Source organism: Roseivirga sp. (assembly GCF_965216855.1).
Lineage (GTDB): Bacteria > Bacteroidota > Bacteroidia > Cytophagales > Cyclobacteriaceae > Roseivirga.
Map to the genome: position 1 here is coordinate 3,350,647 of NZ_OZ244204.1, position 18,447 is coordinate 3,369,093.

Consider the following 18,447-nt stretch of genomic DNA (forward strand, 5'->3'; position numbering starts at 1 on the left):
AGTAGGTAACAATAGAGAGCCACAGGTGTTCAGCGAATAAGTCTGGTAAGAGACTTTTAACTGCCCATTTCAGCTTCTGCCGCTTCGATCTGTTTTTGTAGTTCTCTTTCCGAGTCTACAGCTTTGGCAACGGCATTGGCCACTTTTTCTGCCAGGCTGGTATCCAGCGCAGAAGGAATGACCGCATCAGCAGTTGGGTTCTCTACAGAATTGGCAATGGCATAAGCAGCCGCCAGTTTCATTTCTGTACTAATGGTGCTTGCTCTGGCCATTAAAGCTCCTTTGAAAATACCAGGGAAGGCCAATACGTTATTGATCTGATTGGCAAAGTCACTTCTGCCGGTTCCAACTACGGCAGCGCCTGCTGCTATGGCTTCGTCAGGCATAATTTCCGGAGTCGGGTTAGCCATGGCAAAGATAATCGGGTTATCAGCCATGTTTTTAATGTCTTCCTGACTCAATATGTCGCCTTTGCTTACTCCGATAAATACATCCGCTCCTTTGATTACCTCATGGATATCACCTTTCACATCGTTGAAGTTCGAATACTTTAGTAGTTCCGTTTTCGCTTTATTCAGGTCAGATCGGAAACGGTGAATTGCACCTTTGGAATCGCATACAATCAGCGTTTTCACCGATTGACAAAGGGGAGAGTCAATGTGAAAGCATCTCAATAATTTGGCAATGGCAATACCCGCTGCTCCGGCACCATTGATAACCACTTTCAGGTCTGTCAACTCTTTACCCAGAACCTTACAGGCATTGACCAAGGCAGCCAGGGTAACGATAGCCGTTCCATGTTGATCGTCATGGAAAACAGGAATACCAATATCCTGAAGTGCCTCTTCAATTTCGAAGCTTTCTGGTGCAGCAATATCTTCCAGGTTAATCCCTCCAAAAGCAGGAGAAATACGCCTGATGGTTTCTATTATATGTCGTGTGTTTTTACTGTCGATACAGATCGGAATGGCATTGATTCCGGCAAATTTCTTAAAGAGCATGGCTTTCCCCTCCATAACAGGTAAAGAGGCCAAAGGACCAATATCACCTAACCCGAGAACAGCAGTGCCATTGGTAACCACCGCAATGGTGTTGCCCTTCATGGTCATGTCATAGGCCGTTTCCGGATTCTTTTCAATCTCAAGACATGGTTGCGCTACTCCGGGAGAATATACAAGCGACAGTACTTCCTTACTGTCCACCGGAATCTTATTATTCATCTCTATCTTCCCTTGCATCTCCTGATGCAGCTCCACCGATTTCTTATATACTTCTTCCATATTATTTTAAGCGTTTATGCCCGCGTAATTTATGCCCGACAATTTATGCATATCCCAGTTGAATGTACTTAAATCGGCCTTATTAAATTTCTGAAAACTGTTATGCCCACAAGCTCTGGCTATCACTTTCATCAGGTCATTGGAAGCCATAAAGAAATTGCTCAGCTGTTTGGCAGAAGCCTGAGTTTGCAATCGGCTTCTTAAGTTCTCTTTCTGTGTAGCAATACCTACCGGGCAGTTATTGGTATTACAGGCACGCATGCCCAGGCAGCCAATGGCTTGTAAGGCTGAATTGGAAACAGCTACAGCATCGGCTCCCAGCATCATAGCTTTGGCAAAATCTTCGGCTACTCTGAGGCCTCCGGTAATGACCAGGCTAATTCCTTCCGCACCTCTTTCATCAAGATGTTTTCGGGCTCTGGCGAGTGCAGGTATGGTAGGTACATTAATGTTGTTTCTCAGAATGGTAGGAGCAGCGCCAGTACCGCCACCTCTTCCATCGAGAATGATATAATCTACGCCCACTTCCAGGGCAAAGTCAATATCTTCTTCTATCCTCGATGCTGCTATTTTGAATCCTACCGGAATTCCGCCAGTAACATCCCTGACCTTCTCGGCAAAATCTTTGAAATCCTGAACTCCTTTGAAATCTGGAAAAGTGGCAGGAGAGATGGCGGCTTCTCCTTCTTTTAGTCCTCTTACTTCAGCAATCTCCTTAGAAACTTTATCTCCTGGTAAATGTCCACCGGTACCCGTCTTGGCACCCTGTCCACCTTTGAAATGAAAGGCCTGAACATTCTTTAATTTCTCCCATGAAAACCCGAACTGGGCAGAAGCCAGTTCATAGAAATATCTGGAGTTAGCTGACTGTTCATCGGGAAGCATACCACCTTCTCCTGAGCAGATGCCGGTGCCGGCCATTTCTGCTCCTTTAGACAAAGCTATTTTTGCCTCTCGCGATAATGCCCCAAATGACATGTCTGACACAAATATGGGCATACTTAGCTTCAATGGCTTTTTCGCGTTTGGACCTATGACTGTCTCTGTTAAGACCTCTTCATCATCCAGTAATGGTCTTCTTGAAAGCTGAGCAGGCAGGAACTGAATGTCTTCCCATTTGGGTAATGTATTACGGTCGACACCCATAGCTTCTGTCGGGCCATGATGCCCCCAGTTTTTGAGACCATTTCTGGCTAATTCGGAAATATAACGGGTGTAAGGCTCTGTGTCTTCTGGGTGGGTATCAGCATAAACACCCAGATAAGCATCCCGATTGAAGGGTGCCGGATGGTCATGCTCAAAAGCCAGTACATCGTCTTCATCTACCAGTACAAGATCATTCTTTATTTCACTTTTAAACTTTCTCAGGACTTCCTCATTGTTGTATTCGCTGACTCCGGTATCAATGCGATAATCCCAGTGATGCAAGCCACAAATGAGATTATGTCCATCGACAAAACCATCGGAAAGCAGGGCCCCTCTGTGAAGGCAGCGGCCATAGAGTACCGAGACTTCTTCACCATACCTGATGACTACCAGATCGGTTTGAGAAATAAGGGCATGAGTTGGAGTTTTATCTGCCAATTCAGAGAATCTGGCAACCTGAACAGGGTTTTTCATAGTGAGTTGGTTGGTTACTGTAAACTAATTAATTCCTCAGGGAAAGAAAAGTTTGAAAGGAGTGTGACCTGACCAAAGCTTTACACTTAAAACGGGCTTTTTATCCTAGCCCTCACTAGTAGACAGCCGGCCTTTTTCTTCCAATTCTGTAGTACGCATAAAATAGAGGTAGTCAGCTAAAAGAAAAGCGCCAATACCAGAGAAAATATGCCAGAGAAAATGGGTACCGAAAGGAATCAGGTCAACAGCCAGCTTATCGATTTGACGGAACCAAATTGCAAGAATGAAACAGATGGTTCCCCCTACAATATTCAAGGTCTTTTTAAAGTCGTATTTTTTGAGGATGAGGAAAAGGGGGACAAGGAAGGCTATACCACTAATCATATAAGAAGTGTTGATTCCTCTTTGGCCGGGTATCAGATCAATCACCCCGAACCGCATCAGCATAACCGGAGCAACCGCCAGCACACCCATCCACCATTTAGGTAAGGCCTTCGCCCAGAAATAGACACTAATTAAAAGCGTCAGGGCCAATGCCGGCATAAAATCCATCAACAGAAATATTCTCGATGTTCTCAAACCGTGGAACAGAGTGCTTCCTATACCATTGAGTAACAAAAATGGAATACAAACCAGAAGGAAAGCATAATCATTTGGCTGTTTCCTGATCTTCCAGAGAAAGTAAACTGCCGGAGCGGCAATGGCCAGGGAAGAAAAGGCATTCCAGGGTTCAACTATCAAATTATCGGTGATATGTGTTTCGGCATACCACGGGCCACCATCTGTAATTTGTTCCGGTCCTAAATACATAATTGGATACTCAACTACTTTGTATAAACGAAAGTTGCAGTTGAACCGGATTTTCCTGATAAAAGTCTTGTCAATTACATTAGCGAAGTATGGCTTACGTAACCGGTTACAGTCGGGTGAGTTTGTCAGCTGCCGCCTTGAGAGTTTCCTCGTTTTTGGCGAAGCAGAAACGAAGCACTTTGTTGTCTTGCTTGTCCTGATAGAAGATGGAAGTAGGAATGGCTGCTACTCCAACTTCTTTGGTCAACCATTCGGCCATCTCGACATCTGGCAAATCGCTCACTTCAGCATAATTCATTAGCTGGAAGTATGTGCCACTCGATAGGACGGGTTTGAATTTCGAGTTTGCCATAACTTTCAGGAAGAAATCCCTCTTTTCCTGATACATGCCTGAGATGCCTTCGTAGTGTGCCGGGTCTTGAAGATAGTCTGCCAAAGCATATTGAGTAGGAGCATGTATAGTAAATGTATTGTACTGATGAATTTTGCTCATTTCATTCATTAGATGAGGTGGAGCAATCAGGTAGCCCATTCTCCAGCCAGTAGCATGGAAGGTTTTACCGAACGAAAATGTGGCCACTGACCTTTCTCTTAACTCATCAGATTTTAAGATAGACTGATGCTCCTTCCCATCGAAAACAATGTGCTCATACACTTCATCTGACAAAACCAGTATATCGGTGTCACGGGTAATTTCTTCCAGTAATTTTAAATCCTCTTTGCTGATGATAGCACCACTCGGATTGTGAGGTGAGTTGATAATGATCATGCTCGTTTTAGGAGTGATGGCTTTCTTGACCAGGTCCCACTGAATGCTATAGTCCTTTGGACTAAGAGGAACTCCAATAGCTCTGGCTCCCTGCAGGTTGATGATGACTTCATAGGCATCGTATGCCGGATCCATAATGATCACCTCCTGATCGCGATGCACAAAAGCACTGATGGTATTAAAAATGGCCTCAATTGCTCCACAGGTGACCATCACTTCATTCATATCAGTTGCTCTGCCATAACTCTTCTCTACCTTACTGGCAATGGCCTCGCGGAGGGGAAGTACTCCCAGCATTGGAGGATATTGATTAAAGCCGGCTTTCATATAGTGACTTACCCTTTCAATGAGCTCGGGAGCTACTTCAAAGTCGGGGAAGCCCTGCGATAGGTTAATGGCGCCATAGTCGTTTGCCATCTTCGACATTTTGGTGAATATGGTGATACCTACGTTGGGGAGCTTAGAGTTAACTTGCATGCTTGAATATAGGAGGCTCTTTACTCTCAGCCAATTAATTCAAATTTATTATCTTAATCCTCTCTTCAATCAAAACGAATGATCCGCAAACCCAACTTCAAGTTGAACTGGAAGTATGCTCTTGGTGAAATCGCCCTGATCTTCATTGGTATTAGTCTGGCCATTGCTTTTCAGAATTGGAATGACAAAAGAATTGAGTTGAGGGAAGTCAAAGCTTATCTGGATAAAATTTCTACCAATGTGAAAGCCGACCTTGAGAGCCTACAGGAACTCAAGACCTTCAGAGATAGTACCAAAATGGGGTGTACGCAATTCGTCAATCTTTCAAGACAGGCCACTGCCGATTCAACAGAAATCCTTTCCTACTTTGATGATTTTGGTAATCACCTGGCTATCTACGATGTATTCTTCAATTCGAACAGAAGCGGATTTGAAGCCCTAAAGGGTGCAGGATATTTAAACAAGCTTCAAAGTACAGAGGTGGAGGCTCAGCTTTTCAGTTATTATCTTCAGGTAGATGTTATCGAAGATCAGGAAGCCAGTCTTAACGCCTTTGTTGAAAGTATGGAAACAGAGATGTTTAAGGAGAATGTTGTGCAACAACTGATTCCATTATTAGAGCGAAGACTTAGTCATAAGAATGATGCAAAGCTTGCTCATGAATTATTGAAAAACCCTGCTTTTGTCGGAGCCAACATAAGATTGTCTCAGGTAAATACCATGGGAATCCTTTATGACAGAATTTTAGCCACAGGTGATTCTTTGCTGATAGCCATTAATAACTTTAATCAATAATGCCTCAATTCTTCAGAAAACTCAGATTACAAAGCATGAACGGTAAATACCTTAGGTATGTCATGGGTGAGATTTTCCTGGTGGTAGTCGGAATCCTGATTGCCCTGAGTATCGACAACATGAACGAGAATAGGAAGGAACGTTTGCTGTTGGAAGGCTATTTAAAGACCATCGAGAAAAACCTGTTGGCAGATACTGTAAAGATCAATCAGAGACAGAGGAATTATGCCCATTTGCACGACTACGCCAAACGACATCTCACTTTGGCTTTTCAAAACAAGTATTCCGAGGAGGTGCTGGCAACATCTCTGTCTGTCATGGCCGAGAGCTATCTCGTTATTGATCAGTCTGGTTTCGAAGCCTTAAAGAACTCAGAGGTATTTAAAGATCTGCAGGGAACAGGGCTGGAAGATGCATTATTCACCTATTATAACTCCTATAAGGAGACCTATCAGGAAGAAATAAGCATGAACAACTTCATTGAATCTATGGAGGCTAAACTCTATGAAGAAGATAGAGACTTTATACTTGACGTTTTAAAGTGGGCCTTTCAGAAAGACTATGATGTAGCCCCTTACACTAATCCTAAAGAAGTCATGCTCAAAAGGCTCGCTTGGAATCCATATATCATTGGTATGATACAGCGAATGGCTGATGAAGACAGTCCACGCTATTTGAGAATGAAGGCGAATGCTGAAAATGCTCTGAAACTGATCGATATGGAACTGAAAAAGTGATCTTCCACTAAACATTTTGCTTCAACCTGCTTTATAGGATTATGCCGAAGCGGGAAATCTCCATTGTTTGGTTCAAACGTGACCTTCGCCTGACTGACCATCTTCCGTTACAGAGGGCGATAGCCTCTGGCAGACCTTTGCTTTTGCTTTACTGCTTCGATCCGGAACTGATAGAAGACCCTCATTATGATGTGAGACACTGGCGTTTTGTCTGGGAGTCACTTTTTGATATGAATGAGCAACTCAAGCCCTATGGGAGTAAGGTGGAGGTGTTTTGTGCCTCGTTCAGAGAGTTGCTCAGGGCTCTGGCTAATCAGTATGATATCAAAAACCTCTATTCACATGAAGAATCTGGTCTGAAGATTACATACGACCTGGATAAATGGGTGAGTGAGTTTTGTAGAGAAAAAGGAATTGAGTGGGAGGAAAGTATGTATAATGCGGTGCTCCGCGGTGCCAGGAACAGGCAAGACTGGCTCAGGCATTTCCATGGTCATATGAGAGATGAACTCTATCAGGTCGATTTGAAATCACTACAGACTATTGCCTTAAATGAGGAAGTTCGGCAGAAGTTTCAAGAGCCCATACCAGAACCATTTAGAAAACCCAATCCCAATTTTCAAAGAGGCGGCAGAAGTACCGGTATAAAATATATGAGGAGCTTTCTGTCTGGCCGGGTTGAGCATTACAGTCGGTACATCTCTAAACCTGAAGAGAGTAGAAGGGCATGCAGTCGCCTGTCTCCATACCTGGCCTGGGGTAACCTGAGTCTCCGTGAAGTTTATCAGGCCAGGTTGTTGGCCAAAGAACAGTTTGGCTACAAAAGACCTTCAGCCAATTTTGAATCGAGGCTGCAATGGCACGATCATTTTGTACAGAAATTTGAAATGGAAGACTCCTACGAGTTCGAAAACATTAACCGGGGCTATGATTTCCTGAACAAGGGGGATAACTCAGAATTTCTTGAAGCATGGAAGGCAGGAAGAACAGGAGTACCGCTGGTAGACGCTTGTATGCGCTGTTTGCATGAAACGGGTTACATCAATTTCCGGATGAGGGCCATGCTTGTGAGCTTTCTTACTCATCATTTATGGCAACATTGGAAAAAGGGGGCAGTCTATCTGGCTTCTCAATTCCTCGACTTTGAGCCCGGTATTCACTATCCGCAATTCCAGATGCAGGCCGGTATGACGGGTATCAATACCATCCGCATATACAATCCAATTAAGCAGAGTCTGGATCATGATCCTGAAGGACTATTTATTAAGAAATGGGTGCCGGAGTTGAAATCAATACCCACTGAATACATTCATGAACCTTGGTTGATTCCTCCTATTGAGGCCCAAATGTTAGGGTTAGATACTGAAAGGCTTCAACCCATTGTCGATGTGAAGAAGGCTGCCGACCACGCCCGAAAAGCACTTTGGGCACATAGAGCACATATTGAAGTAAAAAGGGAGAACCGGAGGATATTGAAAAAGCATACCAATCCCGGTAGGAGAATGCAATAGGATGGGGTTTATAATTGGCGGAATCTATGTTTTTCTACCCACATTCCGCCAAATAAAATCTATAAACTGGGTCTTATAATTGGCGGAATGTATCTATCTTTATATAGATTCCGCCAATTATAGTGAGGCTGCTATGTTGTTTTCAGGTAGAGAAAAGGAGAAGGAAGTATTAGAGAAGTGCATGAAAAGCACCGAGTCCGAAATGATCGCGATTATAGGCAGAAGGAGGGTGGGTAAGACAAGGCTGGTCAGGGAGTCGTTCAAAGGAATGATTGACTTTGAAATGACAGGCATATATGAGGCGACACTTTCTGAGCAGTTAGAAAATTTTAAATCGAAGTTGAGTGAATACGGTGGAAAACCTGTAGATGTAACTCCAAAGTCATGGTTTGAGGCTTTTTCATTGCTGAAGGACTTTCTGTCAGGTAAGCGAGTTAAAAGGAAAAAGGTCATTTTCTTTGATGAACTTCCATGGATTGCCTCTGCTCGCTCAAAGTTTCTTCAAAATTTTTCACACTTCTGGAACGATTGGGCTGAAAAGAATGGGATGGTGATTATTATTTGTGGTTCAGCCGCTTCCTGGATGGTTACCAATGTAGTTCATCATAAGGGAGGCTTACATAATAGAATCACTCGTTTTATTCAATTGAAACCATTCACACTGAGTGAAACATCTGCTTACTTTAAAAAGCAAAAAATAAGCCTCACCCAATATCAGATAACTCAACTGTATATGATTATGGGAGGTGTGCCTCATTATCTTAAAGAGGTTGAGAGAGGACAAAGTGTAAGTCAGATCATAGATAAACTCTGCTTTTCTGATTATGGACTCCTCAAAGATGAATACTCCAAGCTTCTGGCATCGCTTTATAAGCAGTCCGATATACATGACGCTATTTTGAGAAGTCTCGGAAAGAGATGGCAAGGATTAACTCGTCAGGATATTGTGAAGATCAGTGGCCTCAATGATGGAGGGAGTATTAACCGGGCTTTAAAAGAGTTAGAGGAATCGAGCTTTATTTCACAATACCAGCCTTTTGGTAAAAAGAAGAAGGGAACGCTTTTCAGACTTACAGACTACTATATCCTTTTCTACCTAAAGTTTATGGAGGGAAAGAAAATCAGCGGAGAAGGAGCTTTTAGTCAGCTCTACAGCAAGCCCACCTGGTCTTCCTGGAGTGGTTATGCTTTTGAAAATCTATGTCTGAATCATTCCGGTCAGATTAAGCAAGCCTTAGGTATTCCTTCCGTTTATACTGTCTCATCGAGCTTTATTGCAAAAGGTGATAAACAGAAAAATGGAGCTCAGATAGATATGTTGCTCGACAGAGATGATGGAGTGATTAATATTTGCGAGGCCAAGTTTTACGATGGACGGTTTACAATTACCAAGGAATATGCTGCTAAGCTTAGAAATAAGCGCATAGTTTTGAAAGAACATACTGGCACTCTAAAGAATTTATCATTGGTTATTATTAGCCCCTTCGGACTCAACCAGAATGAATATAGTCTCGATTTAATTGATAACTCTATCACATTAGAAGACCTGTTTAAGGGGTAAACCTGGAATCTCTTAGGTTTATAATTGGCGGAATCTATGTTTTTCTACCCACATTCCGCCAATTATAATTCATAATTCTACTTTTCTGTTAGCCGAAATTATTAAACTATTCGATCGGCTTTGGGTTATCTCCTCAATGAAAAAAGGACAGCTTCCTGCCAAAACATGCCCTGTTTGTCAGCGACCTTTTGAATGGCGAAAGAAGTGGCGCGACTGCTGGGAAGAAGTGGTCTATTGCTCTGAAAGATGCAGAAGAAATAAGAATCAACCCCGATAGAGAAGGCGGAGGAAAATTCAAATGAGATAGGAGAATGAAGAAAATGCGACTGATTCTTGGAGACCAACTGAATCATCAGCACAGCTGGTTCAATGAGAAGTCTGATAATACCCTCTATGTGTTGATGGAAATGAGACAGGAGCTGGAATATGTGACACATCATATTCAGAAAGTAGTTGCCTTTTTTCTGGCGATGCGCTCATTTGCTGATCACCTTAAAAGGAATGGGCATCAGATTATTTACCTGCAACTGGATGCAGAGGAAAATAACCAGTCTCTTACCGAAAACCTTCAATGGTTGATCCAAAGACATGGAATAGAAAAGTTTGAATATCAGCTGCCTGATGAGTATCGGCTGGATGAGCAACTTAAGGAGTTTTGCGAAACGCTGGACATATCGACCGAGGCATTTGATACTGAGCATTTTCTTACCGACAGATCAACGCTTGCAGACTTTTTCAAGGGGAAGAAACAGTTGTTGATGGAGTCATTTTATCGCATGATGCGAAAGCAGCATGAGGTGTTGATGGATAATGGTGAACCTGTTGGTGGTAAGTGGAACTACGATCACGAAAACAGAAAGAAGATGCCTGAGGATACATACGTACCCCAGCCTAAGGCTTATGAGCGTGATGTTCAGGAGATAGTCGATTTGCTTCATGCTTTTGAGGTCGCAACCATAGGCAATATTGATGCTCAGTCATTCATTTGGCCGGTAACCAGAGAAGAGGGCCTTGATTTGCTCAATTTCTTTCTGGAAGACTGTCTGCCCTATTTTGGTGCTTATCAGGATGCCATGACCACGAAAGGATGGTCACTCTTTCATTCCAGGCTTTCCTTCGTTATGAATGTTAAGCTCCTGAGCCCTGAAGAAGTGATCAGGAAAACAGAGGCACACTGGCAGAAGAATAAAGATATTCCATTATCTGCTGTGGAAGGGTTTATTCGTCAGATTCTGGGCTGGCGAGAATATATGCGTGGTATTTACTGGAAGTACATGCCTGATTATCGGGAAGAAAATTTTTTCAACAATAACCGAAATCTGCCTTCCTGGTACTGGACAGGTGAAACAAAAATGAAATGCCTGTCTCATGCCGTGCGACAATCTCTTGACCATGCCTATGCGCATCACATCCAACGATTAATGGTAACTGGCAATTTTGCTTTGTTGGCAGGTGTTCATCCAGATGAGGTAGACGCCTGGTACCTGGGTATATATATCGATGCATTGGAATGGGTAGAGATCACCAATACGAGAGGTATGAGTCAGTTTGCCGATGGAGGTATTGTAGCCACTAAGCCCTATGTCTCTTCAGCTAACTACATGCATAAAATGAGTCATTACTGTAGTCAGTGTCATTATGACTACAAGAAGAAAACCGGTGATAAGGCCTGTCCTTTTAATAGTCTCTATTGGGACTTTTTGGAAAGGAATAGAAAAGAACTGGATGGCAACCCCAGAATGGGGATGATATATCGTGTATGGGATAAAAATTCCACAGAAAAGAAAAACCAAATCATTGAACAGGCAGCTAAATACCTGGACAAAATAAATGAGCTATGAGTAGGGCGATATATTGGTTCAGAAGTGACTTGCGGTTGGAGGATAATGAAGGGTTTAACAGAGCTGTTAATGGGTTTGATGAAGTAGTTCCTCTTTATGTTCTGGATAAATCCTGGTTGGAGGGCTCACAATTGGGTATTGAGAGAATGGGAGTTTTCAGGCTCAAGTTCTTACTGGAGTCACTTCAAGACCTGAAAGAGCAGTTGAAAGCGATTGGTGGCGACCTTCATTTTATTATAGGAGATACAGTAGAGCAGATTGATCAGGTAAGAAAACAGTTTAATTGCGATACTCTCATCGCTCAGAAATCCGCTGCCTGGGAAGAAGAGGAGCAGGAGAGGGCCCTCAGTGAGATAATTAATTCAGAGTTTGTCTGGGGAGATACCCTTTATCACCTTAACGATTTGCCTTATCTTCTTGAAGAGTTGCCAGATGTTTTTACAGCCTTTAGAAAATCTGTTGAGAAAAAGGCTGAGGTAAGGTCTCTGGTCGAAGCTCCCTTACATGTCAATATCGCAGAAGGTGTAGGGACTGATATTCCCGGTTTAGATGAAATGGGCTACTCTGCCCCTGTTCAGGACGACAGGGCTGTTATTCAATTCCAGGGAGGTTCTGGCCCTGCCCTGAATCGACTTAATTATTATTTGTGGGATAAAGAGTTGCTGGCCAATTATAAACAGACCAGAAACGGATTAATCGGAGGCGATTATTCAAGTAAGTTCTCTCCATGGTTAGCTCATGGCTGTATTTCTGCAAGGCAGATTTACTGGCAGGTGAAGAAGTTTGAAAAATATGTCAGAAAGAATAGCTCTACTTATTGGCTGGTCTTTGAGTTGATATGGCGTGACTATTTTCACTTTGTGGCGAAGAAATACGGTGCTAAGATATTTCAGCGGGAAGGTATATTAGGAGAGGACAAAATAGAATGGGGAGATGACAGGCTCTTTCACCTTTGGCGTGATGGCAAAACAGGAGAACCATTTGTTGATGCGAACATGCACGAAATGAACGCCACAGGCTTTATGAGCAATAGAGGAAGACAGAATGTAGCCTCCTATCTGATGCACAATATGCGTATCGACTGGAGATTGGGAGCCGCTTATTTTGAGAAAATGCTCATTGATTACGATCCTTGTTCCAACTATGGTAATTGGATTTACATAGCAGGCGTTGGCAATGATCCGAGAGGAGGGAGGGAGTTCAATATTCAACGCCAAAAAGATATGTATGATCCAAAAGGGGAGTACCAGGAACTTTGGGCTTAAAAAGCTCAAATCTTTATACATTTGGCCATGCAAGATCTAAAGCTGGCTCTAATTCAGTCTGATATTCACTGGCACGAGATAGGTGCTAATCTGGCGATGTTCGAAGAGAAAATCTGGCAGATTCAGGAAGAGGTAGATGTGATACTTTTACCTGAAATGTTTCAGACAGGCTTTACCATGGAGCATAATGGCCTGGCCGAACCCATGAACTTCAATACCTTCAAGTGGATGAGGCAAATGGCTTCGCAGAAAAATGCCGTTGTTTGTGGATCCTACATAGTGAAAGAAGATGGGCAGGTTTTTAACAGGCTTCTCTGGATGCAGCCGGATGGTGCTTTTTACAAGTACGATAAGCGACACCTTTTCAGAATGGCCAATGAGCACGACCATTTTGATATGGGGAAAGACAGGCTTATTGTAGAATGGAGAGGCTGGAAAATCTGCCCTATGATTTGTTATGATTTAAGATTCCCTGTCTGGAGTCGAAATGTGAACCTCGAATACGACCTGCTCTTATATGTGGCTAACTGGCCTGCAGTACGGGTTAATGCCTGGGATGCGCTATTAAAAGCCCGTGCCATTGAAAATGTGAGTTATACTATTGGGCTAAACAGAGTGGGAAAAGATGGAGTAGGTATTGAATATAACGGCCATGCCGGTGCATACTCACCTAAAGGAGAGGTCCTTACTTTTTCCGATCAGGAAGAGATACTGATCGTCAGTCTGTCAGGGGAAGACCTGCTCAGATTCAGGGAGAAGTTTCCGGCACAGCTGGATGCCGATCGGTTTGAGATTAAGTATTAAAAAAGGTATTGACTTCTTTCAGTAGTTGCTCTTCGTTCCCAAATGCAATCACTTCTGAATTAAACATCAGGAAGGATCTTTCCAACATCTGATGACTTCCCCTAACAAAGATGAGCTTCTTCCCTTTGGCTCTTCTCAAGGCTTCCAGTATACTCGCAAGTGAGCCAATAGAATCGCTTTCCTCCACATCGAAGAAGCCAATGATTTGATCTGATTGTAGGATCAGTTTGGAAGATTCCTGAGTGAGGAAGGTATCTGAGTGATGATCCGCTTCAATACACAACAAGCCGGGGTGCCTATTAAGAAGGGTTTCTTTCCAGTTAAAGGAGAAATCGATTTTTTTCAGTGGCTTGATCTGTAGGTGGCAGTATAGCATCATGGCTGAATGAGGATTCTTTGCGTTTTACTTCTGCCGTCCTGAGTCCTGATCCTGAGTAAGTAAATACCGGCAGGTACACTTGAAAAGTTGAGCTCTTTAGCCACTGAGCGTTCAATGGTAATGTCTTTTTCAATCACTTTCCCTGTTAAGTCAATAATGTCAGCCATTCCATCTTCATTGGCAATTACGCGGAGTTGAGTTGAGGTGGGATTAGGTGCTACAGCCACCCTGAGTTCATTTTCAGAGCCTCCATCAGATGGTCTGTTTCTTAAAAAGTACAGTCCACCTTTTGAGCTTCCTATTACCAGTGAAGAGAAACCATCGCTGTGCAAGTCTACAGTTGCCATGTAATTGGCTCTTCCAAAGTCAATAGAACCCAATTCATCTTCCAGTCCGATGAGGTTGGTTGATGATTCATTAGCCCGGAAGTTCTCATCGGCTTCATCGGTATATAGAATGATTTTACCCTGACTGTCTATAGCGATGATCTGGCTGGGCGAATCACTCTGGAACTTACCCACTGCTATTGAAAGGTTTTGGCGATTGAAGTCATCTTCCAGTCCGCCAAACTCAGTTATTTCCTCTGAAAAGTTGAGGTTGCCTTCGTTCAGGTAGACTGACATACTTCCAAACTGATTTCCGATAAGCATGTCAGATAAACCGTCTTGATTGATGTCGAAAAGGTGTGGGTTGCTGGCATCAGTTACATCAAAGCCAAGATCGACAGGGCTGTCAAACTCAAAGTTTTCATCACCTTTCATAAAGAAAACCCGGGTATCGAGCGGGCCTATTTTAGCCTGAAGAATCAGGTCCGTAATACCATCATTATCTAAATCTTCGAACAATGGTTTAAGGTGAGTGTAGTCCAGGTCAGCCAGTTGAGCAAAGTTTTTGGTGCGTAATTCAAACGCAGGATCGAATCGTCCTCCGGTGTTTTCATAGAACCAAACAGTACCAATAAATGTCTGATTGATGGGCGTGCTGGTATTGCTTATGAACATATCCAGGTCGCCATCAGCATCAAAGTCATGGAAGGTAGGGAAGGCATCTTCTCCCACATCAATCATCTCATGCTGAAGGAAGGGAGTGCGACTGACGAAATTGGGAATTTCATTACTCCCGGTATTGCTGTAAGCTCCAATCTGACTCGTGAAGTCGACCTGATTGCCTACGTTATTATCCAGGTTAGTAGAGACGATCAAATCAGATACCCCATCGAAATCAATGTCTTCCATAAAAGCTACAGGAAAAAATTCATAGTCAACAGGGTTGCCGGATGGGTAGGGACTAAAGCTGGTCATTTGAGCATCATCAGACGTGCCATCGTTTCTTAGGAAAGTGAGGTTTTTGCAAAGTTCATCTGAGGTGATGATATCGATATCACCATCATTATCAGCATCAAAAGGGAGTATGGTTTTCCCTCCTGCATGCAATATGACCTGTTGTTCCATGGGTATTTCATCCTGTCGTACTTCTCCCCCGGCACTGGCACAGGGCTGTCCGAATGAAAAGTCATTACAACCGCAATCAAAGAAGTTACCCCATTGTCTTGTAATTCTTGTAAAAGTGAGGTTGCCACAGTTACCATTATTCTGATAGTAGTCGACTGATCCGGAACTGCCAAACCTGTAAGTGAGTATATCTATGGCCCCGTCTCCATTAACGTCTGCTATGCCCGGTATATCTGTTGGGGCCACCTGTATGTTCGAGCCCCCGTCCCAGGTAAGGAATTCACTGGCCACCTCCCAACTTAATAAGCCTGAATTATTCTGGTTCCTGTATACTTTGATACCCAGGGCTGTACTGGTGAATAAATCCTTCTGTCCGTCACAATCAAAATCTTTTAGAATCATCCAGTTAACTACATCTTCCGGGAATAAGGTTTGGTAATAGGGGCTGAGTACCCATTCATCATTGACGTTGAGGTAGGTATTGATACTTCTTGAAATTCTATGAAAGACAACCAAATCCTCTTTATCATCACCATTCAGGTCCATTGTCTGGAACTGTGCGGAGTTGAGGCCACCTTCAAAAGCCCTTGTGAGAGTCACTCCATTTTCCACAACTGGGATGCCTTGGTCAAAAACAAATTGAACCTGAGCAGATATAGAAAAACTAAGGATTGAAAGAAGAAAGATCAGTGTGGGCTTCATCAGAAGTAATATGGATGCTAAGTTAAGATCAACTATCAAGAATAACGTAATTTCTGCCTGATTGATATTAAATTCGAGCATCAGAAGTATTTGCTATGACAGATCATCTTTATAAAGCTTTTATCGATAGTTCAGGTGTTTCTACCGATACCAGGAGCATCCAAAAGGATAACCTATGGTTTGCCTTGAAAGGACCGAACTTCAATGCTAATCAGTTTGCACGGAAGGCTTTGGATGCCGGAGCTATAGCGGCTGTTGTAGATGACCCGGATTATGTAGTAGATGACCGCTGTATTCTGGTGGATGATGGGCTTCAAGCCCTTCAGCAACTGGCTAACTATCACAGGAGGCAGTTCACTATTCCTGTATTAGGCATCACTGGATCAAATGGCAAGACAACGACAAAGGAACTGGTAAGGGATGTGTTGGCCAGAAAATATAAGGTGCTGGCTACTCGCGGTAACCTGAATAACCATATTGGGGTGCCGCTCACATTGCTTCGTCTTACTTCTGAAATTGAGATAGCCATAATTGAAATGGGGGCGAATCATCAAAAGGAGATTGCTCAGCTATCAGCTATTGCCGAGCCCAATTATGGCTTAATTACCAATATCGGAAAAGCTCACCTCGAAGGTTTCGGTGGAATTGAAGGAGTCTTTAAGGGTAAAACGGAGCTCTATGACTTTATATCTCAAAATGGAGGGGGTCTGTTTGTGAACTCAAGAAATGAGAGGCTTTTGAGCAAAGCCAGAGCAGGAGTCAAAGAAGTGTATACCTACCCTGACGAGGGGAATGATTATAGCGCTGAGTTAATTACAAGTCAGCCTGAAGTTGAATTTAAAACCAATTCTGGCAAAAAGGTGAGAACTCACCTTTCCGGTACTTACAACTACGAGAACATCTGCGCAGCGCTATGTATTGGGAAATACTTTGAAGTGAATGAAAGTGAAGCAATAGCCGCAGTTTCGAATTACCTTCCTGAAAACAACAGGTCACAGGTGATTCAACATGGAAATCACACTATTTATCTGGATGCCTACAATGCTAACCCTACCTCTATGTCTCTTTCGGTTCAGAACTTTGCGGCTGTTCAAGGGTATAAAGTGGTCATATTGGGGGATATGTTTGAATTAGGAGAGGCTGCACCGGAGGAGCATACCGCCATTGGTGAATTAACTGCCCAATTAGACTTCGATCAGGTTATCTTCTGTGGAGAACTAATGAAAGATGCTTCCAAGGCTAATTCAGAGGCTCAGTATTTCAAAGAGAAAGCCGATCTGGAAACCTACCTGAAAGCCGAACAATGGCCTGCTTCATCAATTCTGATTAAGGGCTCAAGAGGAATGAGTTTGGAGACTTTATTGAATAGCTTGTAAAAAAAAGTGAGGGACGGCACCACCCATCCCTCAACCTCAACCTAAGAATCGGTGACTTGAACTGCTTAACCAATCATTCAATGGTCACCTTAATTTTAAATATCATTTGATGATGAACATCACTTTTCCATTGTCTTCATCCACCTCGAACCCTCTGCTTTTCGATACGGCAATGGTTTGAGCTGCGTCCTTAAGATTAGAGAAGGTGGTGGTGATTGGACTTGTTAGTTCACTATCAGAGAAATCATGTTCGATTTCTACATTGTAAATTCTTTTCACTTCATCGAGTACATCCTGTAAAGGTGTACTTTCGTAGTCATATTGGCCATTTCTCCAGCTATCTATACGATCAAGTCTCGTTTCTACTGGTAGCGATACCTGATTGTTCTCAACAACAACAGCTAATCCGGGAGTAATGATTTGCTCATCGTTTTCCTCAAGGTTGCTAACTCTTACCTTACCTGTTTTACAGGCTACCTGCATTAAATCAGCTCTTGACCTTACATTGAAACTTGTGCCTAATACCTGAACAATACCATTGTCCGTAACAACAGAGAAGCTTTCTCCACGTTTGACTTCAAAAAAGGCTTCACCGATTAACTTAACTGCGCGATTACTGTCCCACCCTTTTTCAGGAAAAGAGATTGAGCTTTCCGCATTAAGATAAGCGATTGATCCATCGGGCAGGTTGACAGTCTGCACTTCCGCTATGGAGGTAGAAATTGTCAACTGTTTACTGTTCTGGTTAAGAATGAAAAAAGCACCTATTGCTAAGATGAAAGAGGCCGCTATTCCTATGATCCAATTCCTTCTGGAAATGGATATGATTTTAGGTGAATAGGTTTCGGAAATTTTACTTTCCAGATTCTTCCATGCCTCTTCCTTAGAAATCCTTTCTGGAACATTCAGGTTGCGGGCACCGGAAATGAACTTGTCCAATGACTTAAACCGGGAATCTTCGCCAGCATGTTCTACTGCCTCCTGACTTGAAATGTTATTTTCAAGCCATTCTTGTTCCCAATTCGTAAGGTGCTTTTTTCCAGCCATTGTGCTGATAATACACTACTTA

16 protein-coding genes are annotated in these 18,447 nt (G+C 43.0%); 9 read left to right on the top strand and 7 right to left on the bottom strand.

Features of this window, described 5'->3' with window-relative positions; translation table 11 throughout:
- Positions 1-56 precede the first annotated feature (56 nt).
- From ACOOEY_RS14870 to ACOOEY_RS14885, 4 genes are all read right to left on the bottom strand, one after another.
- Entirely contained in the window at positions 57-1,280 is a 1,224-nt protein-coding gene (locus ACOOEY_RS14870; RefSeq protein WP_420385514.1) for an NAD(P)-dependent malic enzyme, read from the bottom strand.
- 6 nt (positions 1,281-1,286) lie between these two features.
- A complete protein-coding gene (locus ACOOEY_RS14875) occupies positions 1,287-2,900 on the bottom strand; it encodes a glutamate synthase-related protein (protein WP_420385515.1) in 1,614 nt (537 codons plus the stop codon).
- Between the two features lie 105 nt (positions 2,901-3,005).
- Complete coding sequence (locus ACOOEY_RS14880; protein WP_420385516.1) at positions 3,006-3,710, bottom strand: ceramidase domain-containing protein; 705 nt, start codon at positions 3,708-3,710, stop codon at positions 3,006-3,008.
- Between the two features lie 106 nt (positions 3,711-3,816).
- The gene (locus ACOOEY_RS14885; protein ID WP_420385517.1) at positions 3,817-4,956 is read right to left on the bottom strand and encodes a methionine aminotransferase; all 1,140 of its coding nucleotides are present in this window, start codon (positions 4,954-4,956) and stop codon (positions 3,817-3,819) included.
- Positions 4,957-5,034: 78 nt separating this feature from the next.
- Here ACOOEY_RS14885 and ACOOEY_RS14890 point away from each other — a divergent pair, with 78 nt between their 5' ends.
- The 8 genes from ACOOEY_RS14890 (at position 5,035) to ACOOEY_RS14925 (ending at position 13,470) form a co-directional block, all read left to right on the top strand.
- Positions 5,035-5,751, top strand: a complete 717-nt coding sequence (locus ACOOEY_RS14890; RefSeq protein ID WP_420385518.1) for a hypothetical protein — start codon at positions 5,035-5,037, stop codon at positions 5,749-5,751.
- 35 nt (positions 5,752-5,786) lie between these two features.
- A complete protein-coding gene (locus tag ACOOEY_RS14895) occupies positions 5,787-6,488 on the top strand; it encodes a hypothetical protein (protein WP_420385519.1) in 702 nt (233 codons plus the stop codon).
- A gap of 41 nt (positions 6,489-6,529) precedes the next feature.
- Positions 6,530-7,999: a deoxyribodipyrimidine photo-lyase/cryptochrome family protein gene (locus tag ACOOEY_RS14900; RefSeq protein ID WP_420385520.1), complete on the top strand. Its 1,470-nt coding sequence runs from the start codon at positions 6,530-6,532 to the stop codon at positions 7,997-7,999.
- Between the two features lie 79 nt (positions 8,000-8,078).
- Entirely contained in the window at positions 8,079-9,560 is a 1,482-nt protein-coding gene (locus ACOOEY_RS14905; RefSeq protein ID WP_420385521.1) for an AAA family ATPase, read from the top strand.
- 136 nt (positions 9,561-9,696) lie between these two features.
- On the top strand, positions 9,697-9,837 hold the full coding sequence (locus ACOOEY_RS14910; protein ID WP_420385522.1) for a DUF2256 domain-containing protein: 141 nt from the start codon (positions 9,697-9,699) through the stop codon (positions 9,835-9,837).
- A gap of 34 nt (positions 9,838-9,871) precedes the next feature.
- Positions 9,872-11,401, top strand: coding sequence for a cryptochrome/photolyase family protein (locus tag ACOOEY_RS14915; RefSeq protein WP_420385523.1), 1,530 nt, complete (start codon positions 9,872-9,874; stop codon positions 11,399-11,401).
- Positions 11,398-12,666 (top strand): DASH family cryptochrome, encoded by a 1,269-nt coding sequence (locus ACOOEY_RS14920; protein WP_420385524.1) that lies wholly within the window; start codon positions 11,398-11,400, stop codon positions 12,664-12,666. Before ACOOEY_RS14915 ends, ACOOEY_RS14920 begins: the two co-directional genes overlap by 4 nt.
- Before the next feature lie 27 nt (positions 12,667-12,693).
- Entirely contained in the window at positions 12,694-13,470 is a 777-nt protein-coding gene (locus ACOOEY_RS14925; protein ID WP_420385525.1) for an amidohydrolase, read from the top strand.
- On the opposite strand, the gene ACOOEY_RS14930 is transcribed toward ACOOEY_RS14925, so the two are convergent.
- Positions 13,460-13,849: a hypothetical protein gene (locus ACOOEY_RS14930; RefSeq protein WP_420385526.1), complete on the bottom strand. Its 390-nt coding sequence runs from the start codon at positions 13,847-13,849 to the stop codon at positions 13,460-13,462. The two genes, ACOOEY_RS14925 and ACOOEY_RS14930, sit on opposite strands and share 11 nt — an antisense overlap.
- Positions 13,846-16,002 carry a T9SS type A sorting domain-containing protein gene (locus ACOOEY_RS14935; RefSeq protein WP_420385527.1) on the bottom strand — a complete coding sequence of 719 codons (2,157 nt, stop codon included), beginning with the start codon at positions 16,000-16,002 and terminating at the stop codon, positions 13,846-13,848. Before ACOOEY_RS14935 ends, ACOOEY_RS14930 begins: the two co-directional genes overlap by 4 nt.
- Positions 16,003-16,097: 95 nt before the next feature.
- Here ACOOEY_RS14935 and ACOOEY_RS14940 point away from each other — a divergent pair, with 95 nt between their 5' ends.
- Complete coding sequence (locus ACOOEY_RS14940) at positions 16,098-17,378, top strand: UDP-N-acetylmuramoyl-tripeptide--D-alanyl-D-alanine ligase (protein ID WP_420385528.1); 1,281 nt, start codon at positions 16,098-16,100, stop codon at positions 17,376-17,378.
- 102 nt (positions 17,379-17,480) lie between these two features.
- On the opposite strand, the gene ACOOEY_RS14945 is transcribed toward ACOOEY_RS14940, so the two are convergent.
- Entirely contained in the window at positions 17,481-18,425 is a 945-nt protein-coding gene (locus ACOOEY_RS14945) for a FecR family protein (protein WP_420385529.1), read from the bottom strand.
- Positions 18,426-18,447 lie beyond the last annotated feature (22 nt).